Origin of the sequence: Portibacter marinus (genome assembly GCF_021533195.1) — a bacterium.
Taxonomy (GTDB): Bacteria; Bacteroidota; Bacteroidia; order Chitinophagales; family Saprospiraceae; genus Portibacter; species Portibacter marinus.
The window spans coordinates 68,409-85,941 of the sequence record NZ_JAJNKB010000012.1; the positions used below are offsets into that span (position 1 = coordinate 68,409).

Genomic DNA, 17,533 nt, shown 5'->3' on the forward strand with positions numbered 1-17,533 from the left:
AATGAAAGTGAAAGTTTTTCCATACTTGATTTTGTTGACTTTGGTTTGCGGTGCGCTGCAGACTAAAGGTCAACAAAAATCGATGGAACTTCAAAAACCAAATCTGATATTGATCATAGCAGATGATTTGGGGTACGCTGATGTGGGATTCAATGGTTCTACCGAAATTCCCACACCTTATATTGACAGAATTGCCAACGAGGGTGTTAAGTTTACCAATGGCTATGTCAGTTATCCCGTTTGTGGGCCCAGTCGAGCAGGCATTATTACAGGCAGATATCAGGATCGATTTGGCTTCAGTAGGAATCCATTGTTTACGCCCAATGATTCCTTGAGTGGTCTCCCGTTGGCAGAAGAAACGCTAGCTGATGTGCTGGCCAAAGCTGACTATAAATGTGTGGCTTTGGGAAAATGGCATCTTGGTGCACATTATTCCCAGCATCCCAATCAACGCGGATTTTCTGATTTCTATGGTTTTTTAAGTGGGGGCCATCATTACTTTCCGGAGAAATGGACTTTGAAAGATGAGTTTGAGGCCAAAACACAATTTGATGGATATAAAACCAAGCTACTGAGAAATCAAGAGAGGATTGAGGAAACGGAGTATCTCACTGATGCGATTTCCAGAGAGGCCATCTCATATATAGATAAGTACAAGGAAGAACCTTTCTTTTTATATGTTGCTTACAATGCTCCACATACGCCAATGCAAGCGACTGAGATGTATTTGCAAAGATTTAGTCATATCGAGGATGAAAAAAGAAGGACCTACGCGGCAATGGTCAGTGCTGTGGATGATGGTGTGGGAGGTATTCTAGAAAAGTTGAAGGAACTTGAACTTGAAGAAGAGACTATTGTTTGTTTTATTTCCGATAATGGAGGACCACTGAAGATAAATGCTTCACTCAACACACCTTTAAGGGGAAAGAAAGGAGACGTTTTTGAAGGAGGATTAAGAGTGCCATTTGCCATGAAGTGGAAGGGCGTTATTCCTCCAGGCTTGACATTTGAAGAGCCTGTTATTTCATTGGATATTTTTGCAACGATGGTTGGACAGATCGCCCCTGACATTGACACGAAAAATGAGATAGACGGAGTAGATCTGATTCCATATATTTCCGGTGACACTGACCACCCACCGCATCCTTTCCTCTATTGGCGAAAATATGATCAAAAGCATTACGCCATGCGATCCGGAGAAAATAAACTCATCGATATGGATGGAAACAGGATGTATTATAATGTTGAAAAAGACATCGATGAGTCTGAAAATACCATTGACCGCAATAAAAAGACCTACGAAGAGGAATGGACAAAGTTTAATGAATGGTATCATTCATTGCAAGATCCAGTTTTCCTGGGTTTAAGACAAAATGATCAATATGAAGCTAATCATCCCGATCGATTTAAAAGACCTGAAACTAAGAAATGATGAAACTTATACTAATTCCTACTATTCTTGCGATTTTTGTGCTGATGTCATGTGGTACGCAGCCTCCTGTGGAAGATGCGACTGAAGGTGACTTACCCAATATCGTCATAATTTACCTGGATGACCTGGGTTATGGTGATGTAGGAGCTTACGGAGCAACAGAATTGAAGACCCCCCATATGGACAGATTGGCCAATAATGGAATCAGGCTAACCAATGGATATGCTTCTTCTGCAACATGTTCTCCTAGCAGATTTTCATTATTGACAGGAGTTTATCCTTGGAGAAATCAAAATGCAAGAATACTTTCCGGAACTGCACCTTTACTGATCGATACTTCACAAACGACCCTACCTAAAATGTTAAAAACTGCTGGTTATGATACAGGAATTGTAGGCAAATGGCATCTTGGATTAGGAAACGGAAATGTCAATTGGAATGAGCACATTTCACCAGGCCCCAATGAGGTAGGCTTTGATTATTCATATATAATGGCTGCCACTCAGGACAGGGTTCCAACCGTTTATATTGAAAATGGAAATGTTGTTAGACGGGATAAAAATGATCCCATTGAAGTCAGCTATGAGGAAAATTTTCCAGGTGAACCAACAGGGAAGGACGAGGATGCGGATCTGAAAATGATGTGGCATCATGGACACCATAATAGCATCGTCAATCAAATCCCCAGAATAGGGTTTATGAAAGGTGGAGAAGATGCCAAGTGGGTCGATGAAAATATGGCAGATACCTTTTTAATAAGGGCACAAAATTATGTCAGAACGAAGAGAGAGGCACCTTTCTTCCTGTACTACGCGCTTCAGCAGCCACATGTGCCTCGCACACCCCATCCAAGATTCGTTGGACAGTCCGGTATGGGTCCGCGAGGTGATGTCATCGTTGAAGCCGACTGGTGTATTGGTGAATTTCTCAAAACTTTAGAAGAAGAGGGATTGCTGGAAAATACACTCATTATTTTGTCCAGTGATAACGGGCCTGTTTTAAATGATGGCTACTACGACGATGCCGTTGAAAAATTGGGTAATCATACTCCCGCAGGAGCTTTGAGGGGAGGAAAATACAGTCTTTTCGAAGCGGGTACCAGGGTTCCGTTTATTATTTATCATGAAGGTCAATTGGAAGCTAAAGTTTCTGATGCACTTGTTTCGCAGGTCGATCTGTATTCCAGCCTGGCTGCACTTGTCGGGAAAGAAATGAACACAGAGGACAGCCAGAATTTATTGGATGTACTTTATGGGCGTTCAGAAAAGGGAAGAGACCAATTGGTCATGCAGGCCACTTCCAGAACCGCATTTCGCAAAGGGAAATTTGTCATGATTCCGCCACATCGGGGCCCTGCGGTAAACAAATCGGTCAATATTGAACTAGGTAATGCAGTTGAATACCAATTATACAACCTGGAAGAAGATATCGGCCAGGCTGTTAATTTAGCGTCTACGAAGCCGGAGAAGTTAAAGGAAATGCTCGAAGCTTATAAAGAGGTGGTGAAGGGAGCGAATTTGCAAGAGCATGAATTAATTCTGAAGTAAATGAGAATTTACCTGGTCTGTATTTTCTTAGGCATTGCTTTCCATTTATCCGGTAAGAACATCTACATCGATGGCCTGAAGGGCTCGAATAATAACGATGGCAGGAACATAAATTCTGCCTACCTCAATCTAAGTGCTTTAGATGATATTAAATGGGAAGCTGGAGATAGCCTTTTACTGGCAGGAGGTCACCGTTACAAAGGAATGATAGACTTAGAGGGAGTGATCTCTTCAGAGGACCAATGGATGGTTATCACCAGTTATGGTCAGGATATGGCGATCATTGATGGGAGCGGATACGAAGCGGCCATTCGCATCAAAAATTCAAGATCAATTAAGATATATAATGTTAAAGTAACTGCCAATGGTGGTAGGGTGGTAATTCCATCTCATGGGATTCAACCCATGCGTTGTGGAATTCTATTTCTCGCCAATAAAGCCGGGGATTTTGGAAATCTGGTCATAGACAAGGTAGATGTTTTTGATATATTTTACGGAAGTCAGGAGGTTAGGAGAAGTGAAGATGAAGTCCGAACAGCCAACGGAACACAACCATATGGATGGGGAATTAGAATCATCAATAGCCACAATGATGCAATGGTTAGTGATGTCAATATCGTAGCTTGCAAGATAAATAATACGGGTCACACCGGATTAAAATTGACTTCGTCAGTAGATTGGTCAAGTCATCGTATTCATACCGTTAACATCACGGATTGTGAGGTAAGACATACCGGTGGTCCGGGAATCCAGATGAGTGGTGTACGGGATGTGATGGTTTCAGGAAATACAGTGGATCATTCAGGAAGTACTTCTGATACAAGAAAGTGGGGTAGGGGAAGCGGATTATGGACCTGGGGTTCAAAGAATATCCAGATACAAAAAAATAGGTTTACGAATGCCAATGGACCTGCCGATTCTGCGGGTGTTCACATTGACTTTAATTGTAGCAATGTCGTCATACAATATAACCTGAGCATGAACAATGCAGGAGGGTTTTGCGAGATTTTGGGCAATAACTACAATTGCTGCTATAGATACAATATAAGTGTCAATGATGGTCATAGAATCAAAGGAGAAAGCGGAGCGTTTCAGGAAGGTAAAATCTTCTGGTTGAGCGGATATAGCGGTAAAGGAAAGAAGCGAAACGGTCCATTTAACAGTTATTTTTACAATAATACCATTATCGTACAAAAGGGTATACAGGCTAATATCGCGGTGGCCAATACCAGTGAAGGTGTGCTGATTGCCAATAACATATTTCACATCGAAGGCGAGAGCAGTGTGGTCTTAGGTGATCAATATCAACCAGAGCAACAAGGAGATAGCCTTCAGCAGATTCCCAGAGTAATCTTCTCGCATAATCTGTTTTTGCGTAAGGAAGGTTGGCCAGAAAATGTCATTATTCAACCCAAGCACTCTTTTTTTGGAGATGCAGAATACAATAAAGTTGGCAAGAACTTGCTTGGCTTGGAACATCTTATGCCCCAAAATCATGCGATTGTCAAAGATAAAGGTATCATCATTCAGAAAATTCCATTTGATGAGATTGGTTTAGAAATCGGTCTGGATGTTGAACGAGATATATTGGGAAACAAAGTGGTGGGATTGCCGGATCTGGGAGCGATAGAGGTCAAGTAAAATGAAATCCTATAAGGTTGTAGTAATGAAATAATAAAAAACAAAATCCAAGTGAAATAATGATTAAGGCTGTCACGGCTTTTGAAGCTATTGAAAAATGAGCGTTGTAAACATCCTTTATACCAAAATAAATTGAGAATGGATACAAAAGGACAGACAAAAGCGGAAACATGAAAAGGATTTTTAAGGTTAGAGTTGGACCATATTCTAATTTTATATCGTTTGATGATATGGCGAACAAGACAGTGAATAGTATCAATAGAAGATTATTGAGGTTCAACAATGCCATTGACTTCGATGGTTGTCAGTTTTTTTCTCTTCTTAATTTGAGCAATAGAAATCGGGTTAGAGAAAAAAGCATAAAAATGATTGCTAAAATGAAGTAAGTTAAAAAAAGATGTCGATGAATATTTGGGTCTTCCCAGGCTTTGATTTTTCTATATGTTGATCGACCGAAAGAAAAATAACCAATTTTCTCCTGATCATTTCGCAGGAAAATCAGTTCTGTATCTTTGTTTTTTTCTTTAAGAATTAACGGATCTTGCGCTGGAATAAAAATTCTCTCGTTTAGATATAACATGGAATCTGCTTCAACCCGAACGCTGATTTTTCTATTCCCTAAGAGGAAACCTAATCTTTCAAATGTAGTATGACTATCATTCATATATAGATAATCACCGGCAACATCATTTGGAATTTTTAAACTGATCTTATTTGGCGAACTTGGCGTTGATTCCTCGTTTAGTATATGGAATATTTCATTTTCAATTTCGACCTTGACATCATATCCCATTGGATTATTAAAGCACATGAAAATTCCCAGACGAGATTCAGGAAAGATAATTATGCTGCTTTCAATACCTGTATCATCCCCATAATGATATAAGATTTTCTGATTATCAATCATTTTGATCCTCCAACCCAATCCTTGTTGATAGGTAAGACCTGGATGATAGGTAAAATGTGTAGAGAAAGCATTAGCAATCGTTTCCTGGCTAAGGAGGTTGATGCCATTGAATTTTCCATTGTTTAAGTAAAGTTTTAGAAAATTCACCATATCTGCACCAGTAGTTTTAAAGCCAGCAGCACCCATCAAATTCGAATAAGACTCATCTGCTACCTGACTGTAAATCTCGTTTTGATCGTTTTCTCTTAATCGATACCGTCTCATTTCTGGTAGCGTATTTATATTTTCGCTAAAGCCGGAATATTCCATTTTTAATGGCACCAGTAAATTCTCTTTGATATATTGTGAGAAATCCTGACCACTTACTTCTTCAATCAGAAAAGCGGTCAGTACAAAGGCATAGTTACTATAGTTGAAAAATCGACCAGGTGTCCAAATAACCTGAGGAAAATATTTCTCTATATATTCTGCCAACTCCGGAATGGCTTCAATACTTTTAGATTCCATATAGCCCGATCTGTCGTCGATTCCCGAAGTATGCGTTAATAAATGCCGGACCAGTAAATCTTCTCCATATTTATTTCTAATTAAATTTTCACCAATATAAAACTCAACTGGTTTATCAAGCTCAAGTTTTCCAAGTTCCACGAGTGATAAAAGTGCAGTGGTGGTAATCAACTTTGAAACAGATGCAATTTCTAGTTCGGTACTATCTGCTGAAAATTTTACCTGCGATTCAAGGTCAGCAAGTCCGTATCCTTTTTGCAAGTAGGTGGAATCTTTACTTACTATACAGATCACTCCACCAGTCAAATATTCTCTTGCACTTAAATATTCCTTTACTATTGAGTCGATAGCTGAAATAATACGCTCCTCAACGACCTGTGCTTTTGCATTGTTTGCAAATAGTATAAGATAGAAAAAGGCTAATATATACCTCATCATATTATTCATTGTAAGATTTTGGCACCGCCGAACATTTTTCAATAAATTCATAACTTAGATCCCAGTGATCTACAATGGCCTTTTTTACTTCACTAAAGTTTTTGTTTTCTATCAGATCAATAATTTTGTCGTGTGTTTCATTGGTTTTTTCAATGAATTCACTTTTCATGTACTCTAATTCATTGATGAATACAGTAGTCTTAAGACTCTTTAAAACTTTTTTCAATGTGGTGTTAGAATAGCTTTTGATTAGTAACTCGTGGAATTGAAGGTCTTTTTGCTGTCTTTTTAAGGGATTGATTTCGGTTTGGATTTCAAGGTGAATCCTTTTAAGATTAGCAATTTGCTTGGGAGACCATTCCGAGTTAGTTACAGCCATCGCTTCAATCAAACCTATGGTATGGTAGATATCTTTTGCGTGGCCTGGATCTATTCTCTTGATATAAAACCCCTGATTAATTTTATATTCCACTATACCTGATTGCTCTAATTGTGAGATTGCTTCGCGTATTGGTGTTGCACTAACATCTAAGTCTTTGGCGAGACCGGCAAGTGAAATTTTTTCACCAATAGCCAGCGTTCCTGACGTTACCCGGGAGATTAATAAGTCCTTGACCTGCTGTCGCAGTGAAATTTTATGGAGCATTATATCAATAATATAAATCGTATATCATATATGATTATAAAAGTATGAAATATATTTGATATGTCAAATAAAAAATCGAAAAGTCTAAAAATGCAGGATGCTTTTATGTATTTATTCCCTAATTCTTATATCTACGTGAAAGAAATCCTTAGTTCCTTTACGTTTTGTCCACAATGCATCACCAGCCTCTGTATCATCTTTTAAGTAAGCTTCGTAAAAGTTTTTAACAGTTTCAAATAGAAAGTAGTGTTGATGATTGAATGGCTCGTCCAATTGATCCAGGATTAATAAATTTCCGGTAAGGTAAGCGTGGCCAAAATCTTTAAGGATAAAGTAAAATCGATTAGCCTGACTCAATGAATCGAATAGAGATGTGTTGATATGCAATGCTTCATTTTCTGGCTTTTCATGTTGATGAAATTCTAGCCTCGGGATATCAATGTTCTTAACATCATAGTATACAGAATTTTTCAATTGTTCAAATCCGTTATTCTTCCCTTCCCAACCATCCAGAGAAACCATCGCATCTGCTACCTGGTTTTTCATTTGGTATAGTAATGTTGGAATACCATCACCATTTAGTCCCAGCAGACCTATCCTCTCCGGATCAGCCATCTGAAACTCACTAAGCATGCCTTTCACTATTTCGATCGTTCTTATTCGTCTGTTGATCGCTTGTTGAGGGCTATTTCTATACAGCTGATTGTATGAAGAAAGAGGGCCGGTAGATATGACAAAGTATCCGTGACTTGCAAGGTATTCGCACAATGTACTCATTTTCCAAGATCCTCCATCATGCCCAGCGATGACAACAGGAAATCGATTTTCTGCACCCACGGCATTATGCATAGCAGCTGTAGGTGATGAACTTATGGATTCCATTTCACTTTGAGACAAATCGATTCCTGCACCGAACTTTGCATAATTGTAGAATATCTCCATGGCTGTAGCTTTCTCTTCCTCTTTCAGTTCTTCAAAATCATTTTTTTGTAGCGTTTTTAAAAAATAGTGTTTAAAGGGTAAGGCTTTCTGAGCATTCCAGGCTTCGTTGCTAGGGTACCAAATTGATATCTGAATAGGTAAAAATTGACTTACCTTTTGAGTGATAATTGACCTGCTATGATCCCAATAATCAATGGTTTTAAAACCAACCTGATGATTTCCTGGTTTCAATTCTTTCCAACCAGGATAAACTTTCTGACTGTTCATGGAAGGGAAAAGCGTAAGCATACTGACTGCTATGAGCACTATTCTAATCATATTTAATATTAATTAAACTTTTTTAGTTACACTTCTATAACTGTGCTTATTCACTTAAGTGTTCTTCACTAGGATACTGAAAATTCTGCGTGTATCTTTTCACACTCAATGCATTTTCTTTTAAGAATAAAAAAACCTCCTTCATTACTCCTCCTTGGTGATCAAAATAGCATTGTATTTATTTTGAATATTGATGATGATAGAATGCCATCTCAGAGACTTTGTAAAAACTGTTTTCATATCGTATGAAACTTATCAAACAAAAATGAAATAGTCATCATCAATATTGCTATTTAGAATGGAGTATATGTAAAGATTTATTAATTTTTATCCATGATGTACTTGAAAACAACCGAATGTTACGGAGCGGGAAAGGCGTATTTCGAAAATTTTATTTGCTGAATCCATTATTTTGTTTTACTTTAATAGCATTAACACCTCAATTTCTTGTAACCCTTTTATTGCTTTTAAGACTGCAGTCTTGACATAGGTTCATATGCAGCCTTTCTGAAAGTAATGGAATAAAAAATCACAGCATGAAAGCGAGATTCAGTGTTATTTTCCTACTTGCCTTGACACTAGTATGCCTATCTGCACAAATTTGCGACGCGCAAAAATTGTTTACCAATGAGGTACCAGTTCCATACGCCATCGAGGGTCCTGATTGGCGGATCGACATCATTGATACGCTGCACAATTTTGACCCAAATGGAGCAGTAAGTACGGTTATTGACCAAAGCAATGGTGATACCATGACTTTCAATCTAAATGCTTCGGTACAGGCATTTGCCTATAATAATCCTGATAGTACGAATGTTCCCGGAGCTTTAACTTATGCAGGACCTACCTTCATAGCTGACAGGACAAATGACAAAATTGATTTTCCAATCACCAATAAAATTGACACACTAACGACGGTGCATTGGCACGCATTAAATTTACCAGCGGAATCTGACGGTGGACCCCATCAAAGAATTCAGAAGAATCAAACATGGCATTCCGTTTTTTCGATCATTGATGAAGTGCAGACAGCTTGGTATCATAGCCACCTGATGGATTTTACAACTGATCAGGTCACGCGTGGTATGGCAGGTGTGATGTATGTACAAGACCCAGGCAATGATCCATTGTATGCCCAACTGCCCAATGAATATGGCGTTAATGATTTTCCTTTAAATATTCAGGCTAAGAGCTTTCTCTTCGATTCCAATAATAAGGTGACATCCATCAAAGCTGGTGAAAAACCAGGTCCAGGTAGTTTTGGTATGGTAAATGGAGTATTGGGTGGCGCGTTACATGTCCCTTCCTCGATGGTGCGATTGCGGATGCTCAATGGCTCCACCATTAAAATATTAAACATCGGATTGACCCGAGATTTACTCTATAACTACACAACTCAAAATGATTCTATTCATTTTGACACCATGTATTTGGTGGCAACCGGAGGAGGTTATGTAGACTATCCTCGGCCATTTACAAATAATTTACTTTCACTAGGAGATCGTAGAGAATTTGTCGTTGATTTTGGTCAATATGATCATGGCGACACCCTGTATCTTACCCATTTTGACAATAAATTACCAAAGGATGCGAAGTATTCAAAGCATTGGTATTCTTCTGCTATGTGTGCCTTTGTCGTCGACACTACCATTCACCCTGAGCAACCAGTGACTGTTTTGCCTGCTACATTGAAGTCCTATGAAATAGCCCCGGGCCCAATATTTAAAACCAGGGAAAAAAAAACTTACTCGGATTAGGTGGATCAGGTAACTTATGGTCGATTGATGGTACTCCGATGGTTTTAAATGTCATCAACGATACTGTACTTGTCAATACCAAAGAGAAGTGGATCATCAATAATACCACTGAACATGCCCATCCGTGGCATATTCATAAGGTCCAATTTCAGATCATAGAATATGTGGGTGATGTGGGAATTCCGGATGGAAAAGGAGGATTCACAGAACAGCCAGGAGTTTATACCTATCCCGACCTTCCAGATGAATTGTTTGGGTGGAAGGATGTCCAACTTATTCGGGGAGGAGCGGAGATGACATATGTTGCCCGCTTCGATAGCTTCCCCAGTCCATATGATATGGACAGTCTATATACACATGGTTTTATGTATCATTGTCATATTCTCACTCATGAAGATAACAGCATGATGCACCAGTTCGTAGTGGTGGACTCTTTACTTACGACCGTTAATACAGACGAAATTGAAGAAGTAAAAACACTTACTTTTGCACCTAATCCAGCTTCTCATTCGATCAACTTTAAAGGAGACTTTACGGGTGCAGGAGTATTGCGCTTTTATGATGTACAAGGGAAAGTTTTGGATGAAAGGAAAATGTCTTCTTTGCCTGGTACAAACGTATCCGTAAGCCATTTGCCAAAGGGGACCATCATTGTGGAATATGTGTCAGGTAATCTCAGATTCGTAGAAAAATTAGTGGTTCAATAATAGTCGCGATCGCTATAAATGCAGTTTTTTTCAACTGTCGATCACAGAGGCTATCATTAAATGATATAAAGCGTCATCATTTAATATTTGGTCCTGGTCGTAATCGACAAGTCAGAATCGATATTCAATCAACGTCAGCCTCCTCAAGTATCTTTTAGATTAAAGATGTAGATATAAAATCTTTGCGGAGTTATGGATTTAAGCAATCAATAAACTATCTTGCGGCTCGAATGCACTTACAATGCGTATGAATTCATTAATACTCTTCGTAAGTAATTGATTTTGAAGTGATGGGGGATTAGCTCAGTTGGCTAGAGCGTTTGACTGGCAGTCAAAAAAAATAATTTTATTATTATTTATCACATTTAATTAATTTTAGTCAACTCTCTCAATATCAAGGTTTTAACAAACCATTCATTTATCATGTTTAGTTAGGCTTGTAAAACATTATTCAATATTGTTTATCAAAATGTTTTACAGAATGAGAAGTTTTCCTACAGTATCAATTGTTTTACACAAGAATTATAGAAACAATGCAGGTAAGTACCCAGTAAAGATACGTGTAACCTATCAAAGAAAATCTAGATATTTTAAAACGCAATATGTCTTAGATGAGGATGAGTTTGATAGATCATACAAATCTATACGCCCAAGAGGCGAGTACAAATTGCTTAAAGATGCTCTATTAAAAATAGAGTTCGAAGTTCAAGAGTTCATTCGTCAAGATGAACGCTTTTCTTGGGAAGCTGTGGCGGATTTTCTTTACGGTGTTGAAAGGAAACAAGATGATGTCATATCATCTTATCAGAATTATATTGATTTACTTGAATCAGAGAAACGATACGGAAATGCAAGGGCATATCGGTACAGCTTAAAGTCCTTAGAGGATTTCCTAGGATCGAGATCCAAGCTTGAGTATAATGAGATCAATGTCAATTTCTTAAAAAGATTTGATTCTTTCATGAGTCAAAGAGGACTGTCAAAAACGACAATCGGGGTTTATATGAGATGCCTAAGATTCATCATTAATGAAGGAATTCGTAATGATCATCTATCGCAAAACTTATATCCTTTTGGTTTAGAAAAGCATGGTAAATATGCTATCCCGAAAGGAAATAACACAAAGAAAGCTTTATCAAAAGATGAACTTCAATCTATAGCAAATCAGGATTTATCAGGGAATCAATCTTTGGAGTTTTGTCGAGACTTCTGGATGATAAGCTTTTATTGTGGAGGAATTAATTTTGCTGATCTTTTAAGGTTGAGGATAAGAGACTACAACAGAAAATCAATAAGCTTTATAAGAGAAAAAACAAAACACACTAAAGTTAATGCTTCAAAAACAATAATACATTTGACAGATAGCTGTATACAATTAATTGAAATTTATAGATCTCATACAGAAATCGAAGATAGTTACCTATTTAGCTATCTTGAGTCAGCGTCGAATAAAAAGCAAGAAAAATCACTTGTTGATTCTTTCAATAATCACATTCGCAAAGGAATGAATAAACTTTCTTCGCTGCTACAATTGTCGTTCAAGGTTGGACCTATTCATGCAAGGCATTCTTTTGCAAATCTAAGTTGGAACAAGAAGGTGCCAATTAGCTATATTGCAAATACAATGTCGCATTCCTCAATAAAAACTACTTCGTCTTATCTAAAGTCCATATCTGATGAGAATAAAAAAGAAACTATGGATGTAATATTTGAAGATTTTAAATAAAAGAAAAATGAAATTTCTTGATAATAATTTTAGTGTGATCCCATTTGAGATACTATCAAAAGCCCTTGAAAAAGAATCCAAAAAATACGAAGGTCAATTTCTGATAATTCAGGCAATGTATGATCATTTGACTAGAATAGAAGATAACATTTCTTCTAAAAGAATGACTTTTGACTATTTGTATTATGATATAGTTTCTTACCTAAAAATGCCTTTTTTACAGAAAAAGGAAACCGATTACCTCGATGCAATAAGAGATGGTGTTTTTAGACGTATTGGACATATTTTGAAAATCTTAGATCAAGATTCACATGCATATGTGGCACAGATAATTTTTGACCGTTTAACAGCGGAGTTAAACTCACTTAATAATTTGAAGATTGAAGATTTAGATCTTATGTTAATTAGTGAGAAAGAATTCTCAGAAATTTGTAGCATAATAGAAGTAGATAGGACAGAAATATTTGTTGTAATCGAATACAATAAACCAGAAATTGTTCTATCACAACAGAATGTAGAGAATATTGCACCTCTGAAGTTTAAATCTCATAAAGTATACTTCATTCATGAACTAGGAATTTTTGAGTTTTTGAAAAGTAAATGGAAAAGAACAGATGGCAGTGAATTAGGTGAGACTGATCTATCTAAAATAATTTCTATAATCACGGGTTCTGAAAAGGATGATACTTTCCGCGAATCTATAAGAGATTTGAATATTGCAACAGAAGCGGCGAAAAATAGTGTCTCGAAAAAACTAAGCGATCTAAAAATTTCAAAAAAATAGGGTTGCCCCTACATTTCCCCTGTGATATCCTTGTGTTATAATTTAAAATTATGGACAACATTTATATTACAGTAGAGGAAGTGGCAACTAAAATTCAATGTTCTATTCCGACAATTTATAGATATGTTTCTAAGAAATCTATTCCTCATATCAAACAGGGGCATAGACTGCTTTTTATTTCTAATGAAATTGATGAGTGGTTATTATCCCAACGAGTAGAGGTAGAACGCTCTCCCAGAGACTCACTTGAAAGATTTAAAAAGTAGCGAATTATTATAAGTATCGAGTACATATATCAAATTATCAGGACTCTAAAATAGAGCAGTCCTAATCTCAAAACAAAGTGCATTCTAGTGTATCAGAATTCTTAGTCTGACCTTGACATACTATGCTATGTCTGAAGTAAAAGTCTTCATACTAAATGCACAATCTAACAATATGTAAAATGAAGTCAGAAGTATACAAGCTTAATAATATAATAAAGAAGAATGGATTCATATATCAGCAGATTAGAAGATCTGCCAAAGCAGCGATTTACAAACAAGTTGATCCTAAAACAGAAGACGTGATTGCCTTTGAGGTTTTCAAAATTTCCATACAAAGATCAAGGACATTTGAAGGAAGATTCTTTCCTAAAAAAGAGAAGTTTCCCTCTAATGAAGATTTCGGAAAGATCGCATGGTCAGTAAAAAGTTTAGCAAGAGCCTTATTAATTTTTAACAAATTAAATCAATAGACAATGAACAATCTAAGTCAATATTCAGAGTTTAGCTTTTATCCAGAAATTTTGGTTCCTATACCCAAGAGTGCGCTTTTGTATGTTAAAGATAACTTTCAAAATGCGGATCTTACAAATGCTTTCAAAGTGTTATTGGAGTTTGGTAAGAGATATCTTAGATCTCATGAATACATACCAATGAGTTCTCATATTACATGGAATTCTACAGATATACGCCAATTTGAAAAAGGATCGAGAGGAATCTTTAAAAGTCAGCTAATACCATTTCTTTTCGAAGTCGATAATAGCTATAGTGCAGGCAATAGTTCAAAATCGTACAGATATCTGCCCGAGGTACTGGTCTCGGGATATAAATTAGTTAGTTCAAATATTATTCAAGAGGAGAGACAAGAATTTCTAATCTATAATAAGGAAGACGTTGAGTACAATGAAAACTCGCAAATTCTTAAGGTATTAAGAAAAGTAAACTTCAAGAATATCCATCTTAAAAACAAAGATTTAGCGAAGGGTCTCCTGAACAAGGCTGACCATAAGGGTAATTATTTATTGAGGACAAAGTTTGAAGATTATACAATTACAATTAGTAGCTACACTACAAATAAGGGTAAAATAAAAAACTTTAAAAGATTCAAAATATATCAAGAGAACCTACAAGACCTAGAGAATCTAGAAAAAGAAATGATTTACCAAAGGAGCAAATATGAAATACTCAAATGTAGCAGAAAACTTAGAATTTCAAGAGACAAGACCACTAACAGACTATCTCACAACCTGACAAGTATTCCTTCTGTAACAATTAAATATCTCACGCTCAAAGATGAAAAACTTAAAGAAATCGATATGAGAAATTGCCACTACGCACTCTTTGCAAACCTAATACTAGACTTTGACAAAACATTCTCAGATCAATTACTACTCAAAGCCATCAACAGACATAACATATCATTCCAACGCCTCATCAGGGAGGCGAGAGAGAACAAAACAAGAAGAACACACGCATATATGTTGTCACATTTAAATAATGAATTGGAAGATGTACAATCATTTATGCGAAGTGCTCTTAATGGTACACTTTATGAAGAAGTTGGTAAAGCTCTTTATGGAGAAGGCTATTCGGAAGAGAAACGAGATATAATAAAGCGTATGATTATGCAAGTTTTTTATGGAAAATTTGATAAAAATTTATCAGTTGAAAAACTGCAATTTAGAATGCATTTCCCTAATGTTTTAGAAATTGTAAATGACTTAAAAGCTTATATGTTTCGCAACTTCCGAGTAATTGAGTCTTCTGAAGATGGACTTTATACATGTTGTATTCATTCAAAAGTGTCAAAGAAAAGATCTGATTATATAATTGGAAATAATTGCCTATCAATTTTACTAATGAATTATGAGGCAAAATTATTTGTTGATGTCCTGCTATACGAATTACTTGGAAAAGGGTACGAAGTTATTTCTAAACATGATTCAATATTAGTTAAAGAATCACAATATGACGAGATTAAGCATGAAATAGAGTGTATCTTAGATCGAGAGCTTGGAAGGGGAATGTATTGTCTCAAATAAGGGTTGTGCATTTGGAAATTTTCGCTCTTTTATTGGATGAGATATTAATTAGTGTCTCTACCACTTAGAAAATATGGCGAGCAATGCACAATCCGATTTCATGATTCTTCATTTCAAAAATCTTGGTGATTATTACCCCGTATCCTATGAAGAAGATAGTACATTACTAAAGTGGTGAAACTGAAAAGTAGCACTAAAAACAGATAAACAAGCGTACTCATCATAGATCTGAACAAAAGAAACTGAATTGTGGAAAAGGTTGATAAAATACCTAATATGAAAATGAAGAGTTTGAGTAGCACCTCGGCAAGTTTTTTTAAGGTAAAATCTTTAAAAATCTCTCGAAGTAGATCATAAACTCCTTTACCTATGTATGCAGAAAATGCTTTTATCTTTTTCATATTTTATAATTCAGTAGCTAAAATCACCAAACGGATCATCTAAGACACTATTTATCCTTCTTTCAAATACCGAAAATTGAGAAAGTGCAAGTTCGTGTTGTTGAAGTTCTAAAAACAATTTTCTAATATTATTTTGATTGCTTGCCATGCTAGACCGAAAATCATCATATGAACCAATCTTCCTACCTTTCCTTTTCAGAAAAGTATCAATTTCTTTCAAACCCCAGTTTTTTTTGCATCATTCATTGGTTACCATGAGCCATATAAAAGAAACCAAGACTTTTCTGTCCTTTTGTCAATTTTTATAATGCACTCCTATCCTTTAAATTCTTTTATCTGATACCTGTCACTATTACACCCGAGTGCAGACACAGTCAAAAATGCTAAAAATAAGATTCTCATATTAAATGCAAGTAAATGATCACTTTGACCTATATAGCCAGTATAAGATAACATATTATTGCATCTGATCAAATTTGATCTTGTTTTATCTTTGACACAGTAAGAGTCTTCCTGAGCAGACTCTGACTATCTTAAAGTTTTAGTATCAAAGCTAATATTGTTCAGGATTGAAAAGGACCTGAGTCAAGAACAATTGGCACACTTATGTGATACAAGTGCATCATATATTAGAAAAGTAGAAGCTGAGAAGGTTAACATCTCTATGTTAAGACTCCATGAAATAGTAGCTGAATTCGAATTGAGTTTGGGTGAGTTTTTTAGTATGATGAAGTGTAAGTTGATATTTACTTACCTATCGTTATAGGTATTTTTACCTGTTTTGACACGATTCATTTACAAGTTCTAATAAATGCTTATTTTGGTGTTAATCAACTTTACACCATGAGCGCTCTTATTTCAATTTTTTGAACTATTCACTCTCACATTTTAAAGAAAATTTGTCATTTATTTACAGATGGTCATACATACCTTTTGTTTTATATTCTAAAAATTGGAATATAGTATATATTTAGTTGTTGATATGGGAGAGTTATAGGCAAGCAAAACTAAAGAAAGATGAGACTAATATTTTTGATGATAATAATCATATGTTTTAGCGCATGTAAAAGCGATCAGAATGTTGTTGGTCAATATAATCAATTGGAAAATCAACGCAAATAGATGGTTAATAGTCTTATGAAAGAACATGACTCAACCATAATGAAAATTCAAATGAACCAAATGATACTAGAAGAATTAAAGACTGTAGGAATTGCTAATAATCGAGATTCAATTCAACAAATTTTACTAGATAATCAGCAGTATCTTAGAACGGTTACAATACTCAAAAACAAAATTATTTCAAACGATAAGACTTATATTCAGCAATTTGCAAATCAATTGAAAGTGAGCTTCCCCCCAATTGTTAGACAGAAATAGTCTGTTTTTAAGTTTGAATTTGGCAGTTCGGTTTTCCACATTTCAATATCAAAAATATCCATGGTAAGATATTTTCAGATGTTGAACATAGTGGG

15 protein-coding genes are annotated in these 17,533 nt (G+C 36.1%); 11 read left to right on the forward strand and 4 right to left on the reverse strand.

Annotated elements, in window-relative coordinates; genetic code table 11:
- The first annotated feature begins 1 nt into the window (after window position 1).
- Genes L2567_RS19420 through L2567_RS19430 form a run of 3 tightly spaced genes read left to right on the forward strand, consistent with a single transcriptional unit; the run spans window position 2 to window position 4,620 of the window.
- Window positions 2–1,432, forward strand: a complete 1,431-nt coding sequence (locus tag L2567_RS19420) for a sulfatase-like hydrolase/transferase (RefSeq protein ID WP_235299520.1) — start codon at window positions 2–4, stop codon at window positions 1,430–1,432.
- Entirely contained in the window at window positions 1,432–2,979 is a 1,548-nt protein-coding gene (locus L2567_RS19425; protein ID WP_235299521.1) for a sulfatase family protein, read from the forward strand. The genes L2567_RS19420 and L2567_RS19425 overlap by 1 nt, the downstream gene beginning before the upstream one ends.
- Window positions 2,980–4,620, forward strand: coding sequence for a right-handed parallel beta-helix repeat-containing protein (locus L2567_RS19430; protein WP_235299522.1), 1,641 nt, complete (start codon window positions 2,980–2,982; stop codon window positions 4,618–4,620).
- Between the two features lie 304 nt (window positions 4,621–4,924).
- On the opposite strand, the gene L2567_RS19435 is transcribed toward L2567_RS19430, so the two are convergent.
- The 3 genes from L2567_RS19435 to L2567_RS19445 form a co-directional block, all read right to left on the reverse strand.
- Window positions 4,925–6,469: a serine hydrolase domain-containing protein gene (locus L2567_RS19435; protein WP_235299523.1), complete on the reverse strand. Its 1,545-nt coding sequence runs from the start codon at window positions 6,467–6,469 to the stop codon at window positions 4,925–4,927.
- A 4-nt stretch (window positions 6,470–6,473) separates the two neighbouring features.
- Complete coding sequence (locus L2567_RS19440; protein ID WP_235299524.1) at window positions 6,474–7,118, reverse strand: GntR family transcriptional regulator; 645 nt, start codon at window positions 7,116–7,118, stop codon at window positions 6,474–6,476.
- 111 nt (window positions 7,119–7,229) lie between these two features.
- Window positions 7,230–8,378 (reverse strand): alpha/beta hydrolase, encoded by a 1,149-nt coding sequence (locus L2567_RS19445; RefSeq protein WP_235299525.1) that lies wholly within the window; start codon window positions 8,376–8,378, stop codon window positions 7,230–7,232.
- A gap of 536 nt (window positions 8,379–8,914) precedes the next feature.
- On the opposite strand from L2567_RS19445, the gene L2567_RS19450 reads away from it, so the two are divergent.
- The 7 genes from L2567_RS19450 to L2567_RS19480 all read left to right on the forward strand — a co-directional run bounded on the left by L2567_RS19450 (window position 8,915) and on the right by L2567_RS19480 (window position 15,657).
- Window positions 8,915–10,135: a multicopper oxidase family protein gene (locus L2567_RS19450; RefSeq protein ID WP_235299526.1), complete on the forward strand. Its 1,221-nt coding sequence runs from the start codon at window positions 8,915–8,917 to the stop codon at window positions 10,133–10,135.
- A 38-nt stretch (window positions 10,136–10,173) separates the two neighbouring features.
- Window positions 10,174–10,842: a multicopper oxidase domain-containing protein gene (locus tag L2567_RS19455; RefSeq protein WP_235299527.1), complete on the forward strand. Its 669-nt coding sequence runs from the start codon at window positions 10,174–10,176 to the stop codon at window positions 10,840–10,842.
- A 481-nt stretch (window positions 10,843–11,323) separates the two neighbouring features.
- Window positions 11,324–12,568 (forward strand): tyrosine-type recombinase/integrase, encoded by a 1,245-nt coding sequence (locus tag L2567_RS19460; protein ID WP_235299528.1) that lies wholly within the window; start codon window positions 11,324–11,326, stop codon window positions 12,566–12,568.
- Between the two features lie 7 nt (window positions 12,569–12,575).
- On the forward strand, window positions 12,576–13,352 hold the full coding sequence (locus L2567_RS19465; RefSeq protein WP_235299529.1) for a hypothetical protein: 777 nt from the start codon (window positions 12,576–12,578) through the stop codon (window positions 13,350–13,352).
- 50 nt (window positions 13,353–13,402) lie between these two features.
- Window positions 13,403–13,618 carry a helix-turn-helix domain-containing protein gene (locus tag L2567_RS19470; RefSeq protein WP_235299530.1) on the forward strand — a complete coding sequence of 72 codons (216 nt, stop codon included), beginning with the start codon at window positions 13,403–13,405 and terminating at the stop codon, window positions 13,616–13,618.
- Window positions 13,619–13,797: 179 nt separating this feature from the next.
- Window positions 13,798–14,088 (forward strand): hypothetical protein, encoded by a 291-nt coding sequence (locus L2567_RS19475; RefSeq protein WP_235299531.1) that lies wholly within the window; start codon window positions 13,798–13,800, stop codon window positions 14,086–14,088.
- Window positions 14,089–14,091: 3 nt separating this feature from the next.
- Window positions 14,092–15,657: a hypothetical protein gene (locus L2567_RS19480; RefSeq protein ID WP_235299532.1), complete on the forward strand. Its 1,566-nt coding sequence runs from the start codon at window positions 14,092–14,094 to the stop codon at window positions 15,655–15,657.
- Window positions 15,658–16,068: 411 nt separating this feature from the next.
- Here the strand turns inward: L2567_RS19480 and L2567_RS19485 are convergent, their stop codons facing one another.
- Window positions 16,069–16,278 (reverse strand): hypothetical protein, encoded by a 210-nt coding sequence (locus L2567_RS19485; RefSeq protein ID WP_235299533.1) that lies wholly within the window; start codon window positions 16,276–16,278, stop codon window positions 16,069–16,071.
- Between the two features lie 339 nt (window positions 16,279–16,617).
- Here L2567_RS19485 and L2567_RS21375 point away from each other — a divergent pair, with 339 nt between their 5' ends.
- Window positions 16,618–16,824 (forward strand): helix-turn-helix domain-containing protein, encoded by a 207-nt coding sequence (locus L2567_RS21375; protein ID WP_406626731.1) that lies wholly within the window; start codon window positions 16,618–16,620, stop codon window positions 16,822–16,824.
- The last annotated feature ends 709 nt before the right edge of the window (window positions 16,825–17,533 follow it).

What these genes read in the sequence shown, in the direction of transcription:
- L2567_RS19465 (WP_235299529.1), top strand. Translation starts at nt 12,576, where the DNA reads ATGAAATTTCTTGATAATAATTTTAGTGTGATCCCATTTGAGATACTA.
- L2567_RS19480 (WP_235299532.1), top strand. Translation starts at nt 14,092, where the DNA reads ATGAACAATCTAAGTCAATATTCAGAGTTTAGCTTTTATCCAGAAATT.
- L2567_RS19420 (WP_235299520.1), top strand. Translation starts at nt 2, where the DNA reads ATGAAAGTGAAAGTTTTTCCATACTTGATTTTGTTGACTTTGGTTTGC.
- L2567_RS19425 (WP_235299521.1), top strand. Translation starts at nt 1,432, where the DNA reads ATGAAACTTATACTAATTCCTACTATTCTTGCGATTTTTGTGCTGATG.
- L2567_RS19435 (WP_235299523.1), bottom strand. Translation starts at nt 6,469, where the DNA reads ATGAGGTATATATTAGCCTTTTTCTATCTTATACTATTTGCAAACAAT.
- L2567_RS19470 (WP_235299530.1), top strand. Translation starts at nt 13,403, where the DNA reads ATGGACAACATTTATATTACAGTAGAGGAAGTGGCAACTAAAATTCAA.
- L2567_RS19455 (WP_235299527.1), top strand. Translation starts at nt 10,174, where the DNA reads ATGGTTTTAAATGTCATCAACGATACTGTACTTGTCAATACCAAAGAG.
- L2567_RS19475 (WP_235299531.1), top strand. Translation starts at nt 13,798, where the DNA reads ATGAAGTCAGAAGTATACAAGCTTAATAATATAATAAAGAAGAATGGA.
- L2567_RS19445 (WP_235299525.1), bottom strand. Translation starts at nt 8,378, where the DNA reads ATGATTAGAATAGTGCTCATAGCAGTCAGTATGCTTACGCTTTTCCCT.
- L2567_RS19460 (WP_235299528.1), top strand. Translation starts at nt 11,324, where the DNA reads ATGAGAAGTTTTCCTACAGTATCAATTGTTTTACACAAGAATTATAGA.
- L2567_RS19430 (WP_235299522.1), top strand. Translation starts at nt 2,980, where the DNA reads ATGAGAATTTACCTGGTCTGTATTTTCTTAGGCATTGCTTTCCATTTA.
- L2567_RS19440 (WP_235299524.1), bottom strand. Translation starts at nt 7,118, where the DNA reads ATGCTCCATAAAATTTCACTGCGACAGCAGGTCAAGGACTTATTAATC.
- L2567_RS19450 (WP_235299526.1), top strand. Translation starts at nt 8,915, where the DNA reads ATGAAAGCGAGATTCAGTGTTATTTTCCTACTTGCCTTGACACTAGTA.